This window comes from Anaerobacillus alkalidiazotrophicus (assembly GCF_001866055.1).
Map to the genome: position 1 here is coordinate 62,459 of NZ_MLQS01000030.1, position 18,325 is coordinate 80,783.

15 protein-coding genes are annotated in these 18,325 nt (G+C 35.8%); all 15 read left to right on the plus strand.

The genetic code is table 11. The features are described from left to right. Complete coding sequence (locus tag BKP45_RS16480; RefSeq protein ID WP_071389694.1) at positions 1-1,272, plus strand: TRAP transporter large permease; 1,272 nt, start codon at positions 1-3, stop codon at positions 1,270-1,272. A 626-nt stretch (positions 1,273-1,898) separates the two neighbouring features. Then, positions 1,899-2,651 (plus strand): ABC transporter ATP-binding protein, encoded by a 753-nt coding sequence (locus BKP45_RS16485; protein ID WP_071389695.1) that lies wholly within the window; start codon positions 1,899-1,901, stop codon positions 2,649-2,651. Continuing rightward, on the plus strand, positions 2,629-3,504 hold the full coding sequence (locus BKP45_RS16490; protein ID WP_071389696.1) for an ABC transporter permease: 876 nt from the start codon (positions 2,629-2,631) through the stop codon (positions 3,502-3,504). Before BKP45_RS16485 ends, BKP45_RS16490 begins: the two co-directional genes overlap by 23 nt. A 19-nt stretch (positions 3,505-3,523) precedes the next feature. Beyond that, the gene (locus BKP45_RS16495) at positions 3,524-4,612 is read left to right on the plus strand and encodes an ABC transporter substrate-binding protein (protein ID WP_139193810.1); all 1,089 of its coding nucleotides are present in this window, start codon (positions 3,524-3,526) and stop codon (positions 4,610-4,612) included. Between the two features lie 307 nt (positions 4,613-4,919). Continuing rightward, on the plus strand, positions 4,920-6,164 hold the full coding sequence (locus BKP45_RS16500; protein ID WP_084787838.1) for a Zn-dependent hydrolase: 1,245 nt from the start codon (positions 4,920-4,922) through the stop codon (positions 6,162-6,164). A 16-nt stretch (positions 6,165-6,180) separates the two neighbouring features. Continuing rightward, entirely contained in the window at positions 6,181-7,431 is a 1,251-nt protein-coding gene (locus tag BKP45_RS16505; protein ID WP_071389697.1) for a pyridoxal-phosphate-dependent aminotransferase family protein, read from the plus strand. Positions 7,432-7,479: 48 nt separating this feature from the next. Next, positions 7,480-8,667, plus strand: a complete 1,188-nt coding sequence (locus BKP45_RS16510; protein WP_071389698.1) for an amidase — start codon at positions 7,480-7,482, stop codon at positions 8,665-8,667. Between the two features lie 11 nt (positions 8,668-8,678). Next, entirely contained in the window at positions 8,679-9,545 is an 867-nt protein-coding gene (locus BKP45_RS16515; RefSeq protein WP_071389699.1) for a fumarylacetoacetate hydrolase family protein, read from the plus strand. Positions 9,546-9,609: 64 nt separating this feature from the next. After that, the gene (gene ggt / locus BKP45_RS16520; RefSeq protein ID WP_071389700.1) at positions 9,610-11,262 is read left to right on the plus strand and encodes a gamma-glutamyltransferase; all 1,653 of its coding nucleotides are present in this window, start codon (positions 9,610-9,612) and stop codon (positions 11,260-11,262) included. Between the two features lie 104 nt (positions 11,263-11,366). After that, positions 11,367-11,945, plus strand: a complete 579-nt coding sequence (locus BKP45_RS16525; protein WP_071389701.1) for a chromate transporter — start codon at positions 11,367-11,369, stop codon at positions 11,943-11,945. Then, entirely contained in the window at positions 11,942-12,472 is a 531-nt protein-coding gene (locus tag BKP45_RS16530) for a chromate transporter (RefSeq protein WP_071389702.1), read from the plus strand. Before BKP45_RS16525 ends, BKP45_RS16530 begins: the two co-directional genes overlap by 4 nt. A 233-nt stretch (positions 12,473-12,705) precedes the next feature. After that, entirely contained in the window at positions 12,706-14,130 is a 1,425-nt protein-coding gene (locus tag BKP45_RS16535; RefSeq protein WP_071389703.1) for a PTS mannitol transporter subunit IICB, read from the plus strand. A gap of 181 nt (positions 14,131-14,311) precedes the next feature. Next, positions 14,312-16,480, plus strand: a complete 2,169-nt coding sequence (locus BKP45_RS16540; protein ID WP_245747437.1) for a BglG family transcription antiterminator — start codon at positions 14,312-14,314, stop codon at positions 16,478-16,480. A gap of 2 nt (positions 16,481-16,482) precedes the next feature. Then, the gene (locus BKP45_RS16545) at positions 16,483-16,920 is read left to right on the plus strand and encodes a PTS sugar transporter subunit IIA (RefSeq protein ID WP_071389704.1); all 438 of its coding nucleotides are present in this window, start codon (positions 16,483-16,485) and stop codon (positions 16,918-16,920) included. Next, a complete protein-coding gene (locus tag BKP45_RS16550) occupies positions 16,921-18,081 on the plus strand; it encodes a mannitol-1-phosphate 5-dehydrogenase (protein WP_071389705.1) in 1,161 nt (386 codons plus the stop codon). It begins immediately after the preceding gene. The last annotated feature ends 244 nt before the right edge of the window (positions 18,082-18,325 follow it).

Consider the following 18,325-nt stretch of genomic DNA (forward strand, 5'->3'; position numbering starts at 1 on the left):
ATGGTTTGGATGATGATTGTTAGTTTCGTCTTGTTGGTACTATTTGGTGTTCCAATTGCCTTTGCGATGGGAGCATCATCATTGTTATATATTCTTATAGAGGGTATTCCTTTGTCAATGCTTGCACAGCGTTTTTTTTCAAATACTCAATCATTTGCTTTTTTGGCAATTCCATTTTTTATTTTAGCAGGCCATTTAATGGTACAAGGAACGATTGCTCATCGTATCATTAATTTAGCTGATGTAATGGTTAGGAGGCTGCCAGGTGGATTAGGATGTGTCTCGGTTGTTACAAGTATGGGGATGGCTGGGGTATCTGGTTCTTCAGTTGCTGATGCTGCTTCGACGGGAAGTGTGTTAATCCCTGAAATGAAGCGGAAAAAATATTCATCATCATTTGCAGCTGCAATTAATGCATCAAGTTCTGTTGTTGGTATTATTATTCCACCAAGTACAACGATGATTATAATTGCTTGGTTAACGAATTTATCAGTAGGCCAAATGTTCTTAGCTGGTGTACTTCCAGGGATTTTAATTGGAATTAGTTACTTGTTGTATACGATTATTATCTCGATAAAAAGAGGGTATCCTCGGGAGAGTAAATCTTCATTTAAAGAATTATTGGGAAGCTTAAAGCATGCATCTTGGGCGATTGTCTTACCTATCTTTTTAATAGGGGCAATTGTATTTGGAATTGCGACAGCTACGGAAGCGGCAGCTTTAGCAGTTTTTTATGCATTGATTGTCGGTAGTTTAATATATAAAAAGTTAAATATTCAAAATATAATTGGAGCAATTAGAGACACCGTGTATGGAACAACAATCGTTATGTTTATGATTTGTAGTTCAATGATTTTTACTTACGTATTAATAAGAGAGGGGATTCCTAAGCTAATTTCCGATCTGCTACTATCTTTAGGGTTAGCTGATTGGCTCTTGTTATTTATCATGATTGTCATTTTATTTGCAGCTGGAATGGTGATGGAATTAGTGCCAAATTTATTCCTATTTATACCAATCTTTTTTCCTATCGCAACAGGAATTGGAATTGATCCAATGCATTTTGCCATTGTTATGTTATGTGCGTTAGCTCTAGGTCTGTTTACACCACCGATCGGGTCAAATTTATTTATTTCATGTCACCTAGCTGATATCAGTATTGAAAAAGCAACGAAAGATGTTGTACCTTTCTTTCTAGTAGGTGCAGTGGTTGTTTTTCTTGTTGCATATATCCCATTTTTGTCTTTGTGGTTACCTAGTTTATTTGGGTAAAAAGATTATCAATAGTCTCATAGAAAGATATTTAGAGTTTGATAGTTAAGCTTTATTGTATTTAAGTGCCTGTGAATTCATCATAAGTACTTAGTGTAGAGAAAATTGGAAAAATAACTTTTTTTGGAGTGCCAAATCAGTATTGGTGCTCCATTTTTTATTGATAAATTAACACTTTTATCAATTTAGGATACTGCTTTAACCTATCAATAATTTAGGGGAACGCTTCGGACTTCGAAACAAAAGATCAATTGAAGGATGGAAATGATGCAGATCTGACAATTTTTAAGCTAGATGAAAAATATATAGTTATCAAATCTGACATTTTATTTCGACATGTATTCTCCTTATGAAAAAGTAGAAACAACAGAAAAAATAGTTGCCACAATTGGCCGAAGAAAGGTTGTTTTTGACCAAAAAAGGGACCATAACACTACAAATATTAGTTTAGAAACTAATTACGTTAGATGAAGTGATCAAATAGGAAACTTGTTTTTGTATATAGTGACCAATGACGATCTTCTCTAGTCGCTTTAAGATAGGACTATAAGTTGCACCGAAACAGATGGATTGAGGTCAGCAAAAAACTGAATACTTGAAATGAATTATTAAAGGGGGCAACTTGAATGAGTTTACAAGTAAGTGGTGTTCGTAAGTTTTTTTATTCAAAAGAGGTTTTAAAGCAAATTGACTTTAACATCAAAGAAGAGGAATTTGTATGCATCCTTGGTCATAGTGGTTGTGGGAAATCTACTTTACTTAATATGATTGCTGGATTTTTAACTCCAGACGAAGGTGAAATCTATGTAAACGAAAATCGTGTGAAAGGTCCAGCAAAAGAACGGGGAGTTGTATTCCAAGAACACGCCTTATTTCCTTGGTTTACAGTAAGAGAAAATATTGCTTTTGGGCCCACCATTCAAAAAGAAAACAAAACAAAAGTAAATGAAAAAGTAGACTACTACTTAAAGTTAGTTGGTTTAGCGGAGTTTGCTGATCACTATCCATCTCAATTGTCAGGTGGCATGAAACAGCGTGTAGGAATTGCTCGGGCTTTAGCAAATGAACCTGAGGTGTTATTAATGGATGAGCCATTTGGAGCATTAGATATTTTAACAAGAGAGACGATGAGACGAGAATTGACAAGAATTTGGTCAGAGTTAAAACCAATTGTTATTTTTGTTACCCATAGTATCTCAGAAGCGATACATCTTGGGGATCGAATACTTGTGATGAAAGAAGGTCAGGTTGCAGCTGATTATAAAGTGAATATGGATCGGCCACGTGATCAACGTGATCCTGAGTTTACGAGATTAACAGAAGAGTTAGAAACTATTTTAATGGAGGAGAAGCAAAATGAGTACAGTCAAATCAGTTAAAGTAACGTCTGCTTATACAAAAGCAACTCCTACTAAGGAAAAAAAGAATTTATTTTTAGTATTAAAAAATGACTCGTTCCAAAGGGGAGTAACAATCGTTAGTTTCTTTGTCATCTGGCAAATTTTTGGGATGATGAATGCTCATTTTATCTGGTTTAATCCTGTCTATCTTCCAACTCCAACTGATATCTTGCAATCTGGTTTACGGATGATCGAGCAAGGAGTGCTTTGGAAACATATTTGGTCTAGTACTTCTCGTTTAGCAGTTGGTTTTTCTCTTGGAGTTATCTTAGCTGTTACTGCTGGATTTTTAATAGTACGCTACAAATGGATTGAAAATACTCTCGATCCGTTAGTGAATATGATTGGACCTATTCCGCCATTTGCGTTTCTTCCTATTTTTATCATTTGGCTAGGAGTTGGAGAAGTATCAAAATTAACGTTAATTACTTATTCTACAGCTTTACCTATGCTTGCTTATACGGTTGATGGTATCCGGAATGTAAATCCTTTACTAATACGATCAGCATTATCACTAGGGGCATCACAAGCAATGGTATTTAAAAAAATAATATTACCTTCAACGTTACCGGCTATTTTTGTTGGCATGCGTGTAAGTTTAGCTGTTGCATTTTCGGCAATGGTTGTATCCGAAATGATTGGAGCAGATGCTGGGTTAGGTTATATGATTATTGACTCGCGTAACTTTTTCATGATGGCAAATATGTTTCTTGCATGTGCTTTAATTGGGTTACTTTATTCGATTTTTGCAGGAATTCTTACAATGACTGAACGACGTATCTTCCGCTGGAAACAAGGAACACAGTTTACAGATGCGGTTAATAAAAAATAACAAATTGGAGATGGTGAACATGAATTGGAGCAAATTGAATCGCAAGTGGTACACAGCATTACTAGTTGGTTTATTAAGTCTCTTTGTCCTAAGTGCATGTGGTCAAGAGGAAGTAGCAAAGAAAGAAGAAACGACGGATCTTGCAGTTGCTTCAGAAACTATTGACCCACAAGCAAACGGAGAAATTGAGCAAACAGATGTAACATTATGGGGAGTAATTGGTCCCCAAGTTTCTGGACAACAAATCATTGCTGATAAACTAGGGTACTTTGCCGAAGAAGGATTAAATGTTAATAGCAGGCTTGTTCAATCTGGACCAGATATTGGACCAATGATTGCTAGTGGTGATGCTCAGTTAAGCTTTGAAACTACGATTACGAACATTACAGTTTCTTCTAATAATATTCCAACAGTTATTGTTGCACCGATGGCTAACATTGCAGGAACCCAAGCAGTGGTTGCGCGTCCAGGACTTGAGATTACTAGTGCCAAAGATATTGAGGGGAAAAAAGTTGGAATGGTTAACGGTGCTGGAATCATGATTGCTTTTCAAAACATGGCAAAAGAAATGGGAGTAGACGTTTCAAAAGTACAGTTTGTTAATATTGCTCCTGCTGACCAAATTGCTGCACTTGAACGCGGTGACATTGACATTATGGCTGCTTGGGAACCATGGATTACAAAAGCTATTGAAATTGGCGGAACTTTACTTTTTAGTGGAACAGAGGCTCACTTACCAGAAAAAGACGGAAGCGTTGATTGGATGCGTTTTTACTCAACATTCCAAGTAAATCGTAATTACTTAGAGCAAAATCCAAATACAGTAAAAGCTCTTCTTCGTGCATTAAATCGTGCAACTGACTATATTAATGCCAACAGTGATGATGCTGCAGTGATATTACAAGAAGAAATGCCACATTTAACGCTTGAGGAAGTAAAGGAAATGATGGGACGAAATGTGTATTCAATGGAAGTTCCACAGGCGATGATTGATGGTTCAAACGAAATTGCTGAGTTTTTATTAGAAATGAACAACATTACGAACCTACCAGATTTCGATAGTTATACAGACTTTAGTTTGTTAAACGAAGTCCTAAATGAGAATTAAAATGCTTAAGTCCCCGAAAGATGGGGGACTTATTTTTTTTATAGTAATTAATTGGAAAAGCCTTAAATCAACTTTTGGATGAATTATTGTTATTTAAGTGAATTTATTTCGAATTATATGTAAGGTTACTTTACATATATGGTCCTTGTACAGCTAGTTACTATGAAGAATTTCAATTTCGCTCTACACTAATCTTTGTTTAGTTTGAATAAATTGCAGTATAGAATTTAGTTATCTTAAATAATGACTGTACGAAGGTCTGTTTATTATACTAGGAAAAAATAGAAAACTATTGGGAGGGATTGTCTTGATTGCCACTTATCAAATTAATCAACAGCGACTGTGGAGTTCACTACAGAAACTAGCTACATTCGGTGCGTCAGAAAACATTAGTGAAGAAGGAATAACTAGATTGTCTCTTCAAAAGGAAGATTTAGCTGCCAGAAAATATGTAATTGAACTCATGAAAGAAGCAGGGCTTAGCGTAAAGGTTGATGTAGTAGGAAACATCATTGGATCCTTAAAAGGTGTAGATCAAACGAAACCGATCGTTATGACTGGTTCTCATATTGATACGGTTTATCAAGGTGGAAGGTTTGATGGTGCTCTCGGTGTCTTAGGAGCCATTGAAGCAGTACGATCAATAAAAGAATCTGGAATAAAATTACAGAACACAATTGATGTAGTCTCGTTTACCGATGAGGAAGGAACGCGATTTGGTACAGGGTATATCGGAAGTAAGGCGATGGCCGGAGAGTTAGATGAAACGATTCTTCAATTAAGAGATGATGAAGGAGTTTCATATGAAGAGGCATTTTGCCAAGCTGGATTTCAACCTGAAAGATATAAAGAAGCAATCCGCAACAAAGAAGAAATCAAAGCTTTTATAGAAATGCATATCGAACAAGGGAAAGTGCTAGAAGGAAACAACCTCCCCATTGGAATTGTAACAAGTATCCAAGGACCTGTATGGATGGAAGTAACCTTTGAAGGTCATGCAGATCATGCTGGTGCAACTCCGATGAACATGAGATACGATTCAGGATTAGCGATGGCAGAAGTGATGTTAGATGTGGAAAAAATAGCGACTCAATATGGTGGAGTTGGAACGGTAGGTAAGTTAAGAATTGAGCCAGGTGGGGTGAATATTATTCCTGGGATTTCCAAATTTTCAATTGATCTTCGTCATATTGATAAAACAAAACGAATCGATATGGTTAACAAAGTAAGGGAAGCGATTCATCAAGTTTCGATTAAAAGAGGAGTTAGCGCTAAAGTCGATGTGAAAAAGTCTGTAGATCCGAAAGTGTGCTCACCCAAAGTGATGGAAGCTATTGAAGAGGCTTGTCATCAACTAGATCAACCAACAATGAAATTACAATGTGGGGCTGGACACGACTCGTTAATAATGGCTAATATAACGGAAATGGGAATGATCTTTGTTCGCTCAAAAGATGGGATTAGTCACCATCCGAAAGAATGGACGGACACAGAAGATTGTGCGATTGGAACACAAGTATTATTCAACACTTTAGTTAACTTAGCTCAATAAAAAGGAGGCAAGGCTTATGAACCATATAGGGCATTTACACATTCCAGCACGTACGATTATGACACCAGGACCAGTTGAAGTGGATCCGAGAGTTTTAAAAGCAATGTCTAGTTCGATTCTAGGACAATTTGATCCACAGTTTACAGCGATAATGAATGATACGATGGGATTATTACGTAAGGTTTTGCAAACAAACAATCATTGGGCGTTTCCGATAGATGGAACTTCACGAGCGGGAATTGAAGCAATGTTATGTAGTGTTATTGAAGAAGGAGATGGTGTGCTTATCCCTTCTTTTGGTAGATTTGGTGGCTTACTCACTGAAATATCTGAACGGTGTGGTGCAAGAGTTCATTCACTTGTTTGTGAGTGGGGGGAAGTATTCGATCCTGAGATAATTATAAAAGAAATAAAAAAAGTGAAGCCGAAAGTTGTAGCAATGGTTCATGGTGATACATCAACTGGACGAATGCAGCCCTTAAAAGAAATTGGTTATGCGTGTCGTGAACTTGACGTTTTACTCATTGTTGATGCGGTTGCGACTGTTGCAGGGACTGATGTGAAAACGGATGAGTGGATGATCGATGGTCTTATTACAGGAACACAAAAATGTCTTTCTGTACCTTCTGGAATGGCACCGATCACATATAATGACCGCATTGAAACAATTTTAATGCAAAGGAAGTCAATTGAAAAAGGACTCGCTACACAAACGCAGTTATCCATGAATAATTTTGATAGACGTATTCGTAGCAATTATTTTGATTTGAGCCAACTTCAAGATTATTGGAGCCCGGCACGACTCAATCATCATACAGAAGCTACTTCGATGTTATATGGATTATATGAAGGGTTGCGAATTATTTTAGAAGAAGGCCTACAACAAAGATTTGAAAGGCACCGCGTCAATGAACGAGCATTAGTTGTGGGAATAGAGGCTATGGGACTTAGTTTATTTGGTAATCCGAATTTTAAGCTACCTACCGTCACGTGTATTAACATTCCAGAAGGAGTAAACGGGGATGCTGTAAGAACGATGCTTCTTGAAGACTTTGGTATTGAGATAGCGAGCTCATTTGGACCGTTGCATGGGAAAATTTGGAGAGTAGGAACGATGGGGTATAGCTGCCAACAAAGAAATGTTTTATTAACATTAGGGGCACTTGAAGCGGTACTTCTTCATCACGGTGCAAACATTCATAAAGGTGAAGCTGTTCAAGCAGCATTAGACGTATATAAAAACGTTGGACGTGTTCATGTAAAGTAATATCCGGTAAAGTTTCGTTATTATTTTAATGATACATGGAGGTGTGTGATGAAGCATTATAATGCATTTATACGGGAAGACCTTATTGTTGGAGCTTATAAAGTAGGATTGTTAACTGGGCAAACTTTTGCTGTTAAAGACGTTTTTTGTGTGAAAGGGCATGTATGTAGCGCAGGGAATCCAGATTGGTTACGCACGCATGAAGCGGCAAGCCAAACGGCAACATCCATTCAAAGGTTATTAGAAAATGGCGCAAGTTTAACAGGAATGACGATTACGGATGAATTGATGTATAGCTTAAACGGCGAAAACTATCATTATGGAACACCGGTAAATCCTAAAGTTCCAGAATGTATACCAGGTGGCTCTTCAAGTGGATCAGCGGTTGCAGTAGCGGGTAATCTTGTTGACTTTGCATTAGGAACCGATACAGGTGGCTCAGTCCGAATTCCTGCAGCGTATTGTGGGATCTATGGAATTCGCCCTACACATGGAGTAGTTCCAATAGATGGCGTAATCCCGTTAGCTTCTAGCTTTGATACAGTCGGTTGGATGACGAAGGACTCTGATGTACTTCTAGAAGTTGGTAGAATTTTATTACCAGAAAAATTGTCTAACCAAAAATTTAATCGGTATATGTTTGTAAATGAAGCATGGGATTTAGCGGATGATGAAAGTAAAGATGCATTTTCCCCTCTTTTTGCACGATTTGAGAGTTTATTTGGGCAGAGTTCATGGATAGAAATTTCAGAAGGAGGTTTACAGGAATGGATGAATGTATTTCGTATTTTACAAGGAATAGAGATTTGGAACACACACGGTGAATGGATCCGAAAAGAAAATCCTATATTCGGTCCTGATATTGACAGTCGGTTTGAATGGGCAAGTACGCTAAGTGATATTAACCAAGAATTACTATTAAGAGAACGAATGAAAAACCATTTGATAGAGTTACTTGGGGAAGATGGTTTGTTCATTATACCGACGACTCCAGGGAAAGCACCATTATTAAATTTATCTGGTGAGCAAATAGAGTTACGTCGTCAACAAACATTGCAATTGTCTTGTATTGCGGGGTTAGCAGGGTTACCACAAGTGACAATTCCGATGCAAAATGTAGATGGAAGTCCAATTGGTTTGTCGATTATTGCAGGACCACATCAAGATTTACGATTACTTGAATGGATTGAGGAACATAAAGCGTTATTTCAACAGAAACAAATAAAAAATAGTTGAGGAGATACGTGATGAAACTAGCTACTATTAAACATAATGATCAAGAACTAGCCGCAGTTTTCTCGACAAAAGGAATAGTTTTACTAGAAACGATAAATCAATTTGAGGGTCTTTCTTTTGATTTAAACCTATTCAATATCATTGAAAAAGGTCAATTAAACGAATTAATTGAATGGTATCAAAATGGTGGCAAAGAAAGATTGGAAACATACCCTATGACTTTACAAACTGAAGTAGAGTACGCTCCTTTATATAGGAACCCAAGAAAAATCTGGGGAATTGGGATGAACTATGTAACAGATTTAATAGAAATAGAGAAAGTGAATGTAGATGATGATCCTGTTAGTTTTTTTAAACCAGATACAACACTAATTGGACCTAATGATCACATTATCCTACCAGAGCAGTCAGAACGTACAACAGCAGAGGGAGAGTTAGCTATCATTATCGGTAAGCGTTGCAAAAATATTTCAGAGGATGAAGTAGAAGATGTTATAGCTGGCTATACAACAGCATTGGATATGACAGCTAGTGATATTCACGCAATAAATCCACGCTTTTTAGCACGAGCCAAAAGTTTCGATACGTTTTTTAGCTTTGGCCCACAGTTTTTAACGAAGGATGAGGTACGAGATTTAGCTAACGTAAATGTAGCAACCGTATTAAATGGAGAAACAATTCACGAAAAAAGTGTGTCATATATGAAGTTTCCACCAGCATTTCTTATTTCGTTTCATTCAAAAGTAATGACCTTATTGCCAGGAGACATTATTATGACTGGAACTCCAGGTTCTACGGTGATTAGGGATGGTGACATAGTTGAGTGTCATATTGATGGGTTAGAGGCTTTGAAAAATCAGGTAGTAAGATATTCTTAATGGAAAATCACTAATTTGTCAGGCTACTCTTCGTAAATATAAAAAAAGAACGGGGGAGATCAAAATGAGAAACTATAAACATTTTTCCTATAGACCAACAACAATGGCTCCTAGTGGAATGGTCACAAGCCCCCATTATTTAGCGACTCAAGCAGGGATGAATATACTACAAAACGGTGGAAATGCAATAGAAGCGGCTATTGCAGCAGCTGCATCCATTTCTGTCGTTTATCCACATATGAATGGTATTGGTGGAGATAATTTCTGGCTCGTCTATAATGCTAAAAAGCAAGAGTTAAAAGGGTTAAATGGTAGTGGACGTGCTGGAGAGTTAGCTACAATTGATTTCTATCAAAAACAAAAGTACGAAACTATTCCAGCTAGAGGCTATCTTTCGGCAAACACCGTTCCAGGGTCTGTAGCAGGTTGGGATCAAGCGTATCAATATTCAAAAAGTTATTTGGATGGAGATATACCTTGGTTAGAGCTTCTGCAACCAGCAATTAGCTATGCAAAGAATGGATTTCCAGTAACGCCTAGCCAAGCTTATTGGACCAAGATAAATGCTGAAAAAAGTGATGAATTTAGAAATTTACAAAGATTTGATGAGTTTCAAAACATTTTCTTAAAAGAAAATGGCTTACTCTATCAAGCTGGAGAGTTAATGATGCAACACGACTTGGCGGTTACATTAGAGACAATTGCCAATGAAGGAAGTCGTGCATTTTACCAAGGTTCGATTGGAAAACAAATTGTAGATGATCTACGATTAAATGGAGGTTTACTGACTGAAGAAGACTTTAGAAAGCATAGTTCTGATTGGGTTGAACCAATATCTGTTAATTATCGTGGATATACAGCGTATAATCTTCCACCTAATACACAAGGGTTGGCATCATTATCGATTTTAAACATTTTAAACCAATTTGATCTAACTTGTATTGAGGAAGGTTCACCAGAATACATTCATCTAATCGTTGAAGCAACAAAGCTTGCTTTTTGTGATCGCGACCAATGGTTAACAGATCCTGACTTTTCTCACATACCTGTTGACGAACTAATATCTGAAAAAAGAGGCAAACAATTAGCGGCTAAAATTAACTTAGCTGAAACGCTAAGTATGGAAAAGCAGTTAGATCCAAAAGGAGATACAGTATGGCTCGGTGTAGTCGATCAATATGGAAATGCAGTCTCATTAATTCAAAGTATCTATCATGATTTCGGCTCTGGTATAATCCCAAAGGGAACTGGAGTATTGCTACAAAACCGAGGTAGTTTCTTCTCACTTAATCCAAATGATATTAATTGCTTGCAGCCAAATAAACGAACCTTCCATACTCTTAATCCAGCGATGTTATTTCGTGGGAAATCTCCTTATCTAGTATATGGAACGATGGGAGGGGAAGGGCAACCACAAACACAGGCAGCACTTGTTACGAGAATTATTGATTACAATTACAGTATTCAAGCAGCAATTGAAGCGCCAAGATGGTTATATGGACGAACTTGGGGGGCAAATTCTAATCGTTTAAAAATTGAATCTAGAATATCAAAGGAAGTTAGAAATGAACTACAAAAGAAAGGTCATTCCATAGAAGCTGTCGAAGAATTTACAGACATCATGGGTCACGCTGGTGTTATACTAATTGATGATGAAAACAATGTAAAATATGGTGGAGCGGATCCGCGTGGAGATGGGATTGCAATCGGTCACTAATATAGTAATCTTGTTTTTAAAATTATCGTTGTTAATATAAGCTTATGAAGAAATAATTGTAATAAGGTTAGGTCAAAATTACTCATGAAAGTGGGATTTTTTTCATGAAAACTCTCGTAAATATTTTTATCGCATTTTTTAGATCAGGGATGTTAGGTTATGGTGGTGGTCCTTCTTCGATCCCACTCGTCCATAAAGAAGTTGTAGAAACGTTTAAATGGATGAGTGATGACGAATTTAGTGATGTACTTGCTATCGGGAACACTCTTCCAGGTCCGATAAACACAAAAATGGCAGGCTATATAGGGTATCGTGTTGCTGGTTTAACAGGAATGTTAACCGCTATTATTGCATCTATTGTTCCAACAATTATATTAATGATCGTCTTATTAACGTCTTTATCGAAATTTAAAGATGAATCGTGGGTGGCGGGGATAACAAAAGGAGTCATTCCAGTTGTTGCCGTTATGCTAGCAGTTTTGGCGTGGCAATTTTTTCAAAAGTCAAAAGAAGGACTTGGATGGGGAATAAGTATTCTATTACTTGTTGCAAGTTTGTTGTTCATTGAATTTTTAAATATCCATCCTGGAATCGTTATCGCACTTTTATTATCCTATGCACTACTTAAGCCTAACGCACCTACAAAAGACCATGGGCAAAAGGAAAGGAGTAACGTGCAATGATATATCTTCATATATTTTTAGCTTTCTTTATTCCAGGTATTGTAGGGTATGGTGGCGGCCCCTCCTCGATTCCGCTTATCCAATATGAAGTAGTGAACCGCTATCAATGGATGACAGTTGAAGAATTTAGTGAGGTTCTAGCTTTAGGAAATGCATTGCCAGGTCCAATCGCTACGAAAATGTCAGGATATATCGGCTATGAAGTAGGTGGTGTGTTCGGGGCATTTGTTGGAGTGTTTGCAACAGTTGCACCATCGTTATTACTGATGATTGTCTTACTTGGAATATTATATAAGTTTAAAGAATCACCGAAAGTGAAACGAATGACAATGCTGATTCGGCCAACCATTGCGATTCTATTAGGAGTTCTTGCCTTTAGATTTATAGAAAGCTCAAACGTTGGTGTAGGTATTTGGCAAACAATCATTCTATTGCTTGTCAGCTTTCTATTACTAGAGAAATGGAAGGTTCATCCAGCTCTCGTTATTTTATTAGGAATAGGATATGGAGCAATTTTTTTAAGTTGAATGAATGACACACGAGGATTATAAATTCTTGTGTGTTTTTTCTTTTCTAAAATATTGTTGTAACGTTGCCTAAAAATAAGTTCAGTACCCCATACTAGTAATAGTTACAGTTTTTGGATTGTTAAAAATGACAACAACCCCCTTGCCAAAATGCACTTTTCTTTAAATGGAATAATGATTGTAAACGCTTTATTATAAAAAGTGTAAGAAACATATATTGAAAGGGGAACTAAATGATGAATAATACAAGTTCAAATAAAGGTTTCAGAGTTAAAGTTCAGCGTTTTGGAAGTTACTTAAGTGGTATGATCATGCCGAATATCGGGGCATTTATTGCATGGGGTCTTATAACGGCATTATTTATTCCTACTGGTTGGTTACCAAATGAAAGTTTAGCAGAACTAGTCGGACCAATGATCATTTATTTATTGCCATTATTGATAGGATACACTGGTGGTAAGATGATTTATGATGTTCGTGGTGGTGTAGTTGGTGCAACAGCAACAATGGGTGTTATTGTTGGTGCGGATATCCCGATGTTTTTAGGGGCAATGGTTATGGGTCCTCTTGGTGGATATTTAATTAAGAAGTTCGACCAAAAGATTGATGGGAAAGTTAGACAAGGCTTTGAAATGTTAGTGAATAATTTTTCTGCGGGAATTCTAGCAGGGATATTAACGTTAGTAGCATTTAAAGCAGTAGGTCCAGTAGTATTAGGATTAAATACGTTTCTAGCATCTGGGGTAGAAGCAATTATTGGAGCAGGTTTATTACCAATAGCAAGTATTTTTATTGAGCCAGCAAAGGTCTTATTCTTAAATAATGCAATTAATCATGGTATTTTAAGTCCGATTGGAATCGAACAAGCAGCACAAACGGGTAAATCTATTCTATTTTTACTTGAAACAAATCCAGGTCCTGGACTTGGAATCTTGTTAGCGTATATGGTATTTGGGAAAGGAATGGCAAAACAATCTTCATCTGGAGCAGCAATCATTCATTTCTTCGGTGGTATTCATGAAATTTACTTCCCATATATTTTAATGAAGCCTGCGTTAATTATTGCAGCAATTGCAGGTGGGGCAAGTGGTGTCTTTACATTTAACCTTTTTAGTGCTGGATTAGTAGCAGCTCCATCACCTGGTAGTATTTTCGCGTTAGTGGCAATGACACCTAGAGGAGATTACTTTGCTGTATTATCAGGTGTTGTTGTTGCAACAGCAGTTTCATTTGTAATATCTTCATTAATCTTAAAGGCAAGCAAACAAAATGAAGAGACAAACGATTTAGCTAATGCAGCTGAAAAGATGCAAGGAATGAAAGGGAAAAAAAGTGAAACAGCTGCTTCTTTAGTGAAAGAAGAGACAAAAGAAATTAATAAAGAGAATGTTCGTAAGGTTATCTTTGCATGTGATGCAGGAATGGGTTCAAGTGCAATGGGAGCTTCAGTTCTCAAAAATAAATTCAAAAAAGCCGGACTAGATATTACAGTTTCAAATACGTCAATTAATAATCTACCTGCAGATGCTGATCTTGTTGTTACTCATCAAGATTTAACAGATCGAGCTAAGGCGAAGTTACCAAACGCTCAACATATTTCTGTAGAAAATTTCTTAAATAGTCCAAAATATGATGAACTAGTTGAGAATCTTAAATAAATGAAAAAATAGGAAAGAGTTTCTACAGCTCTTTTCTATTTTTTTCGTCCTCTTTTGTATAGTGAAAAATAAAAACTAATTAAAAAATGTCAACAATGCTTTAGACGAAAACAGGTTTTCCTTTTGTTGTGGTAGTGGTTGTAAACGGTTTATTATTAACTTGTAAGAATAAAGTTTAATTTTGTCACAAAAAATAGTAGGGCATATGGTCGAAGAAAATGGAGTGATGGCAATGTATATTTCTGCTAGAGAAAGACAAATACTTGAAACTTTACTTACGAGAGCTGAAGGTATTACTGTTAAGGAAATTGCTGACCGAATTGATGTAAGTGTTCGTACAATTCATAGAGATTTAAAGGGAGTCGAAGATATTTTAAAAGAATATGACTTAACATTATTAAAAAAATCTGGGTTAGGGATACAAGTGAATGGTAGCACGGAAAGTATTGAGGAGCTACAATTGTTTCTCTTTAATTTATCCCATAATGAATATACTCCAGAAGAACGCCAGACGGTCATATTTTGTACCTTACTAGAAGCAACTGAACCAATCAAACTGATTTCCTTAGCAAATGATTTAAACGTAACCATTGCTACGGTAAGTAACGATTTGACAAAGTTAGAAGAGCGACTGAATAGATTTGACCTATCCTTGATCCGAAAAAGAGGCTATGGTGTTGAAATCTTTGGAAGTGAATCATCAAAGCGAAGAGCAATGAGTAGTATCATTTCGCAAAATGTTAATGAATTTGAATTATTATCACTTGTTAGAGAAAACATACAAAGAAAATCAACCCATCAAGTAACTTCTGCTTCAGAAAGGTTATTAGGATTAGTTGAAAAGAAAAAGTTATTAATTGTGGAAAAGGTGCTCGAAGAAATAAATAACGAATTACCCTATTCCATTGCTGATAGTGCCTATATTGGATTGGTTGTTCACCTTTCATTAGCCATCGAGCGAATTATGCAAGGAGAAAACATTCAAATTGATCAAGGTTATTTAGGAAGATTGAAAGACACAGTTGAGTATAGTATCGCCGAAAAGATCATAGAAAAATTGCAAAAAGTATATGAAATAGATATTCCTGAAGCAGAAACTGGATATATTACTATGCATTTAAGAGGAGCAAAACTTAGACACGATAAGGAATTCTTATTAGAAGATAGTAGTTTTAACATTGCAATAAAAGCAAAAAGCCTTATCGACTACGTTGAAAAATATCTAGATAAGGATTTATCAAATAATCATTCACTTTTTCAAGGTTTAATTGCTCACTTACGGCCTGCCCTTTATCGGATAAAACAACATATGGGGATTAGTAATCCGCTATTAGAAAAAATAAAATCCGACTATTCAGATTTGTTTACTATTGTAAAAGAGGGGACAGAAAAGGTTTTTCCACATTTAACTATTCCAGATGAAGAGGTTGGCTATTTAGTTCTTCACTTCGGATCAGTGTTAATAAGTAGAAAAACAAAAGAAAATGTAAAAGCACTAATCATTTGTTCTAGTGGAATTGGTACCTCTAAAATGTTAGCAAATAGAATTCAACAAGAAATACCAAATCTTAAGGATTTACAAAATATATCGTTGTTTGACATTAGAAACTATGATTTACGTGAATATGATTTGGTTATTTCTACGATTGATTCACCAGATTTACCAAAAGATTATATTCTCGTCAGCCCCATATTAACAGAGTCTGAAATAGAATTGATTAAATCACGGATAACTGAGCAAGGTAGTCAACTAGTAGCAAAGGATCATACTAATGTTTTTAAAGATGTCTCCCTCTATGACACAAAAAAGACGTTACAAAAACTACACAACATAAAAGTATACTCTGACGTAATTGTGACATTATTAGAGGGCTTTGAAATAGTAGAAATAAATCAAATTTTACCCATACAAGAAGTGTTAACTACTGTTTGTCAACACTTAAATAAACTAGATGTAATTAATGAAACTCCAATAGTTGTAAGCGCTTTACTCGAGAGAGAACGTGTAGGGGGGTTAGGGATACCTGATACGAACATGGCTTTATTTCATACGCGAAATGATCACGTCTTAATACCATCATTTAAAATCATTAATCTTAGTAGTCCTATGAGTTTAAAAGGGATGGATCAAAGTCAGATTGACGTAGACAATATATTGCTATTACTTTCACCGTTAAATTCCACGCAGCAAGTGCTAGAGGTGTTGAGTTATATAAGTGCATTAATTATTGAAGATGAAAAGAGTGTGGAAATTTTTCAATCAAAGAATAAGAACTTACTTTCTGCACATTTAACATCAAAATTCGAACAATTTATATATGAAAAAATTAACGAAAACAGGAGTGTTTAACTATGACATTATCAATTTTACCTAAAGAAAATATTTTATTAAACGCAGAAGTAGCTAATAAAAAAGAGGCAATTCAATTAGTTGGAAGCATTTTGGAGAAAAATGGTTATGTTAATTCAGATTATATCGATCAAATGTTTTTACGTGAGGAATTATCATCAACCTATATGGGGAATTACGTGGCTATTCCTCATGGTACAGATGAAGCTAAGAAGTCAGTAAAAGAAACTGGTATTGCGATTGTACAAGTACCAAATGGTGTAGATTTCGGAAATGGAAATATCGTAAAGCTATTTATTGGCTTAGCCGGAAAAGACAATGAACATCTCGAGATCCTTTCACAAATCGCAATTGTATGTTCTGAAGAAGAAAATGTGATCAAAATTATTAATTCAGACTCAAAAGAAGAGATCTTATCAATTTTTGAAGAGGTGAACTAAATGTTAGCATTACATTTTGGAGCGGGGAATATCGGTAGAGGGTTTATTGGGAGTTTATTATATCAATCTGGTTACAAAACATGCTTCGTTGATGTAAATAAAGAAATTGTTGATTTAATAAATGATAGAAAAGAATATCGAATTGTTTTAGCTGAAAAGTCTCGGGAGGAACTTATCGTTAAGGATGTTGAAGCCATCAATAGCCAGTTGGATCCAGAGAAGGTCATTGAGGCAATTGTACATGCTGATTTAGTGACGACTGCTGTTGGTCCAAGCATACTTCCATTGATTTCAGGTCTTATTGCCGAAGGTCTAAAAAAAAGGTTAACGAAAAACCGTAAATCATTGAATATTATTGCTTGCGAAAATATGGTTGGTGGTAGTACGTTTCTAGAAGAAAAAGTGTATGAAAAGATTAGTGACGATGAGAAAGAAGCATTTAAACAATATTTTGCATTTCCAAATGCTGCTGTCGACAGAATTGTACCGAACCAATCAAATGAGGATAAATTGATGGTGATGGTTGAACCTTTCTTTGAGTGGGTTGTAGATGAAACACAGATGATAGGTGAAAGACCAGAAATAACTGGTATTACGTATGTTAAGGGATTAAACCCTTATATTGAACGAAAATTATTTACGATGAATACTGGCCATACGACTGCTGCTTATTTAGGCTATTATTCTGGTATAGATACAATCAATGAAACTATGAAAATAGCAGCTATTAGAGACCTTGTTGAAAATACAATCAATGAAACTGGTGAATTATTAATAAAAAAATATCAATTTGATCGTGAGGTTCATTCAAACTATATAAAAAAAATTATGGAGCGTTTTTCAAACCCGTTTATTATTGACGAAGTAACAAGAGTTGGACGTTCACCACTTAGAAAACTAGGACCAAATGATAGATTTTTAAGCCCTGCTAAGCAATTTGTTGAAATGGTAGGAGAAGAACCTATCTTTCTAGCTAAAGGTATAGCTGCAACCCTATTATACGATCATACAAATGATGAGGAAGCAATGGAATTACAAGCAACAATAAAACAAGAAGGAATAGAAGCAGCGATTGAAAAATATACAAAGTTATCAAAAGACAGTACATTGGTAAACCTTATCGTCAAACAATATTATACGCTAAAAGATAATAAGTATTAATTTAAATCAAACCAGCCTTCAACAAAATGTTGAAGGCTGGTTTGATTTTACTTCCTTATTATGTTTATAAGTAAGGTGGCTAGTTATGAAAAGGGGGATTTTTTATTGTTCAAAGATAAGAAATTATAAATTTCTAACTTGAAAACTGTCTAGCGCAAACAGCCTATGAGCTTTGAAAATTCCCTTTATTGACAACGTTATCAGTTTATATTATTGTTAATTTAACCCATTTCGAAATTTTCAA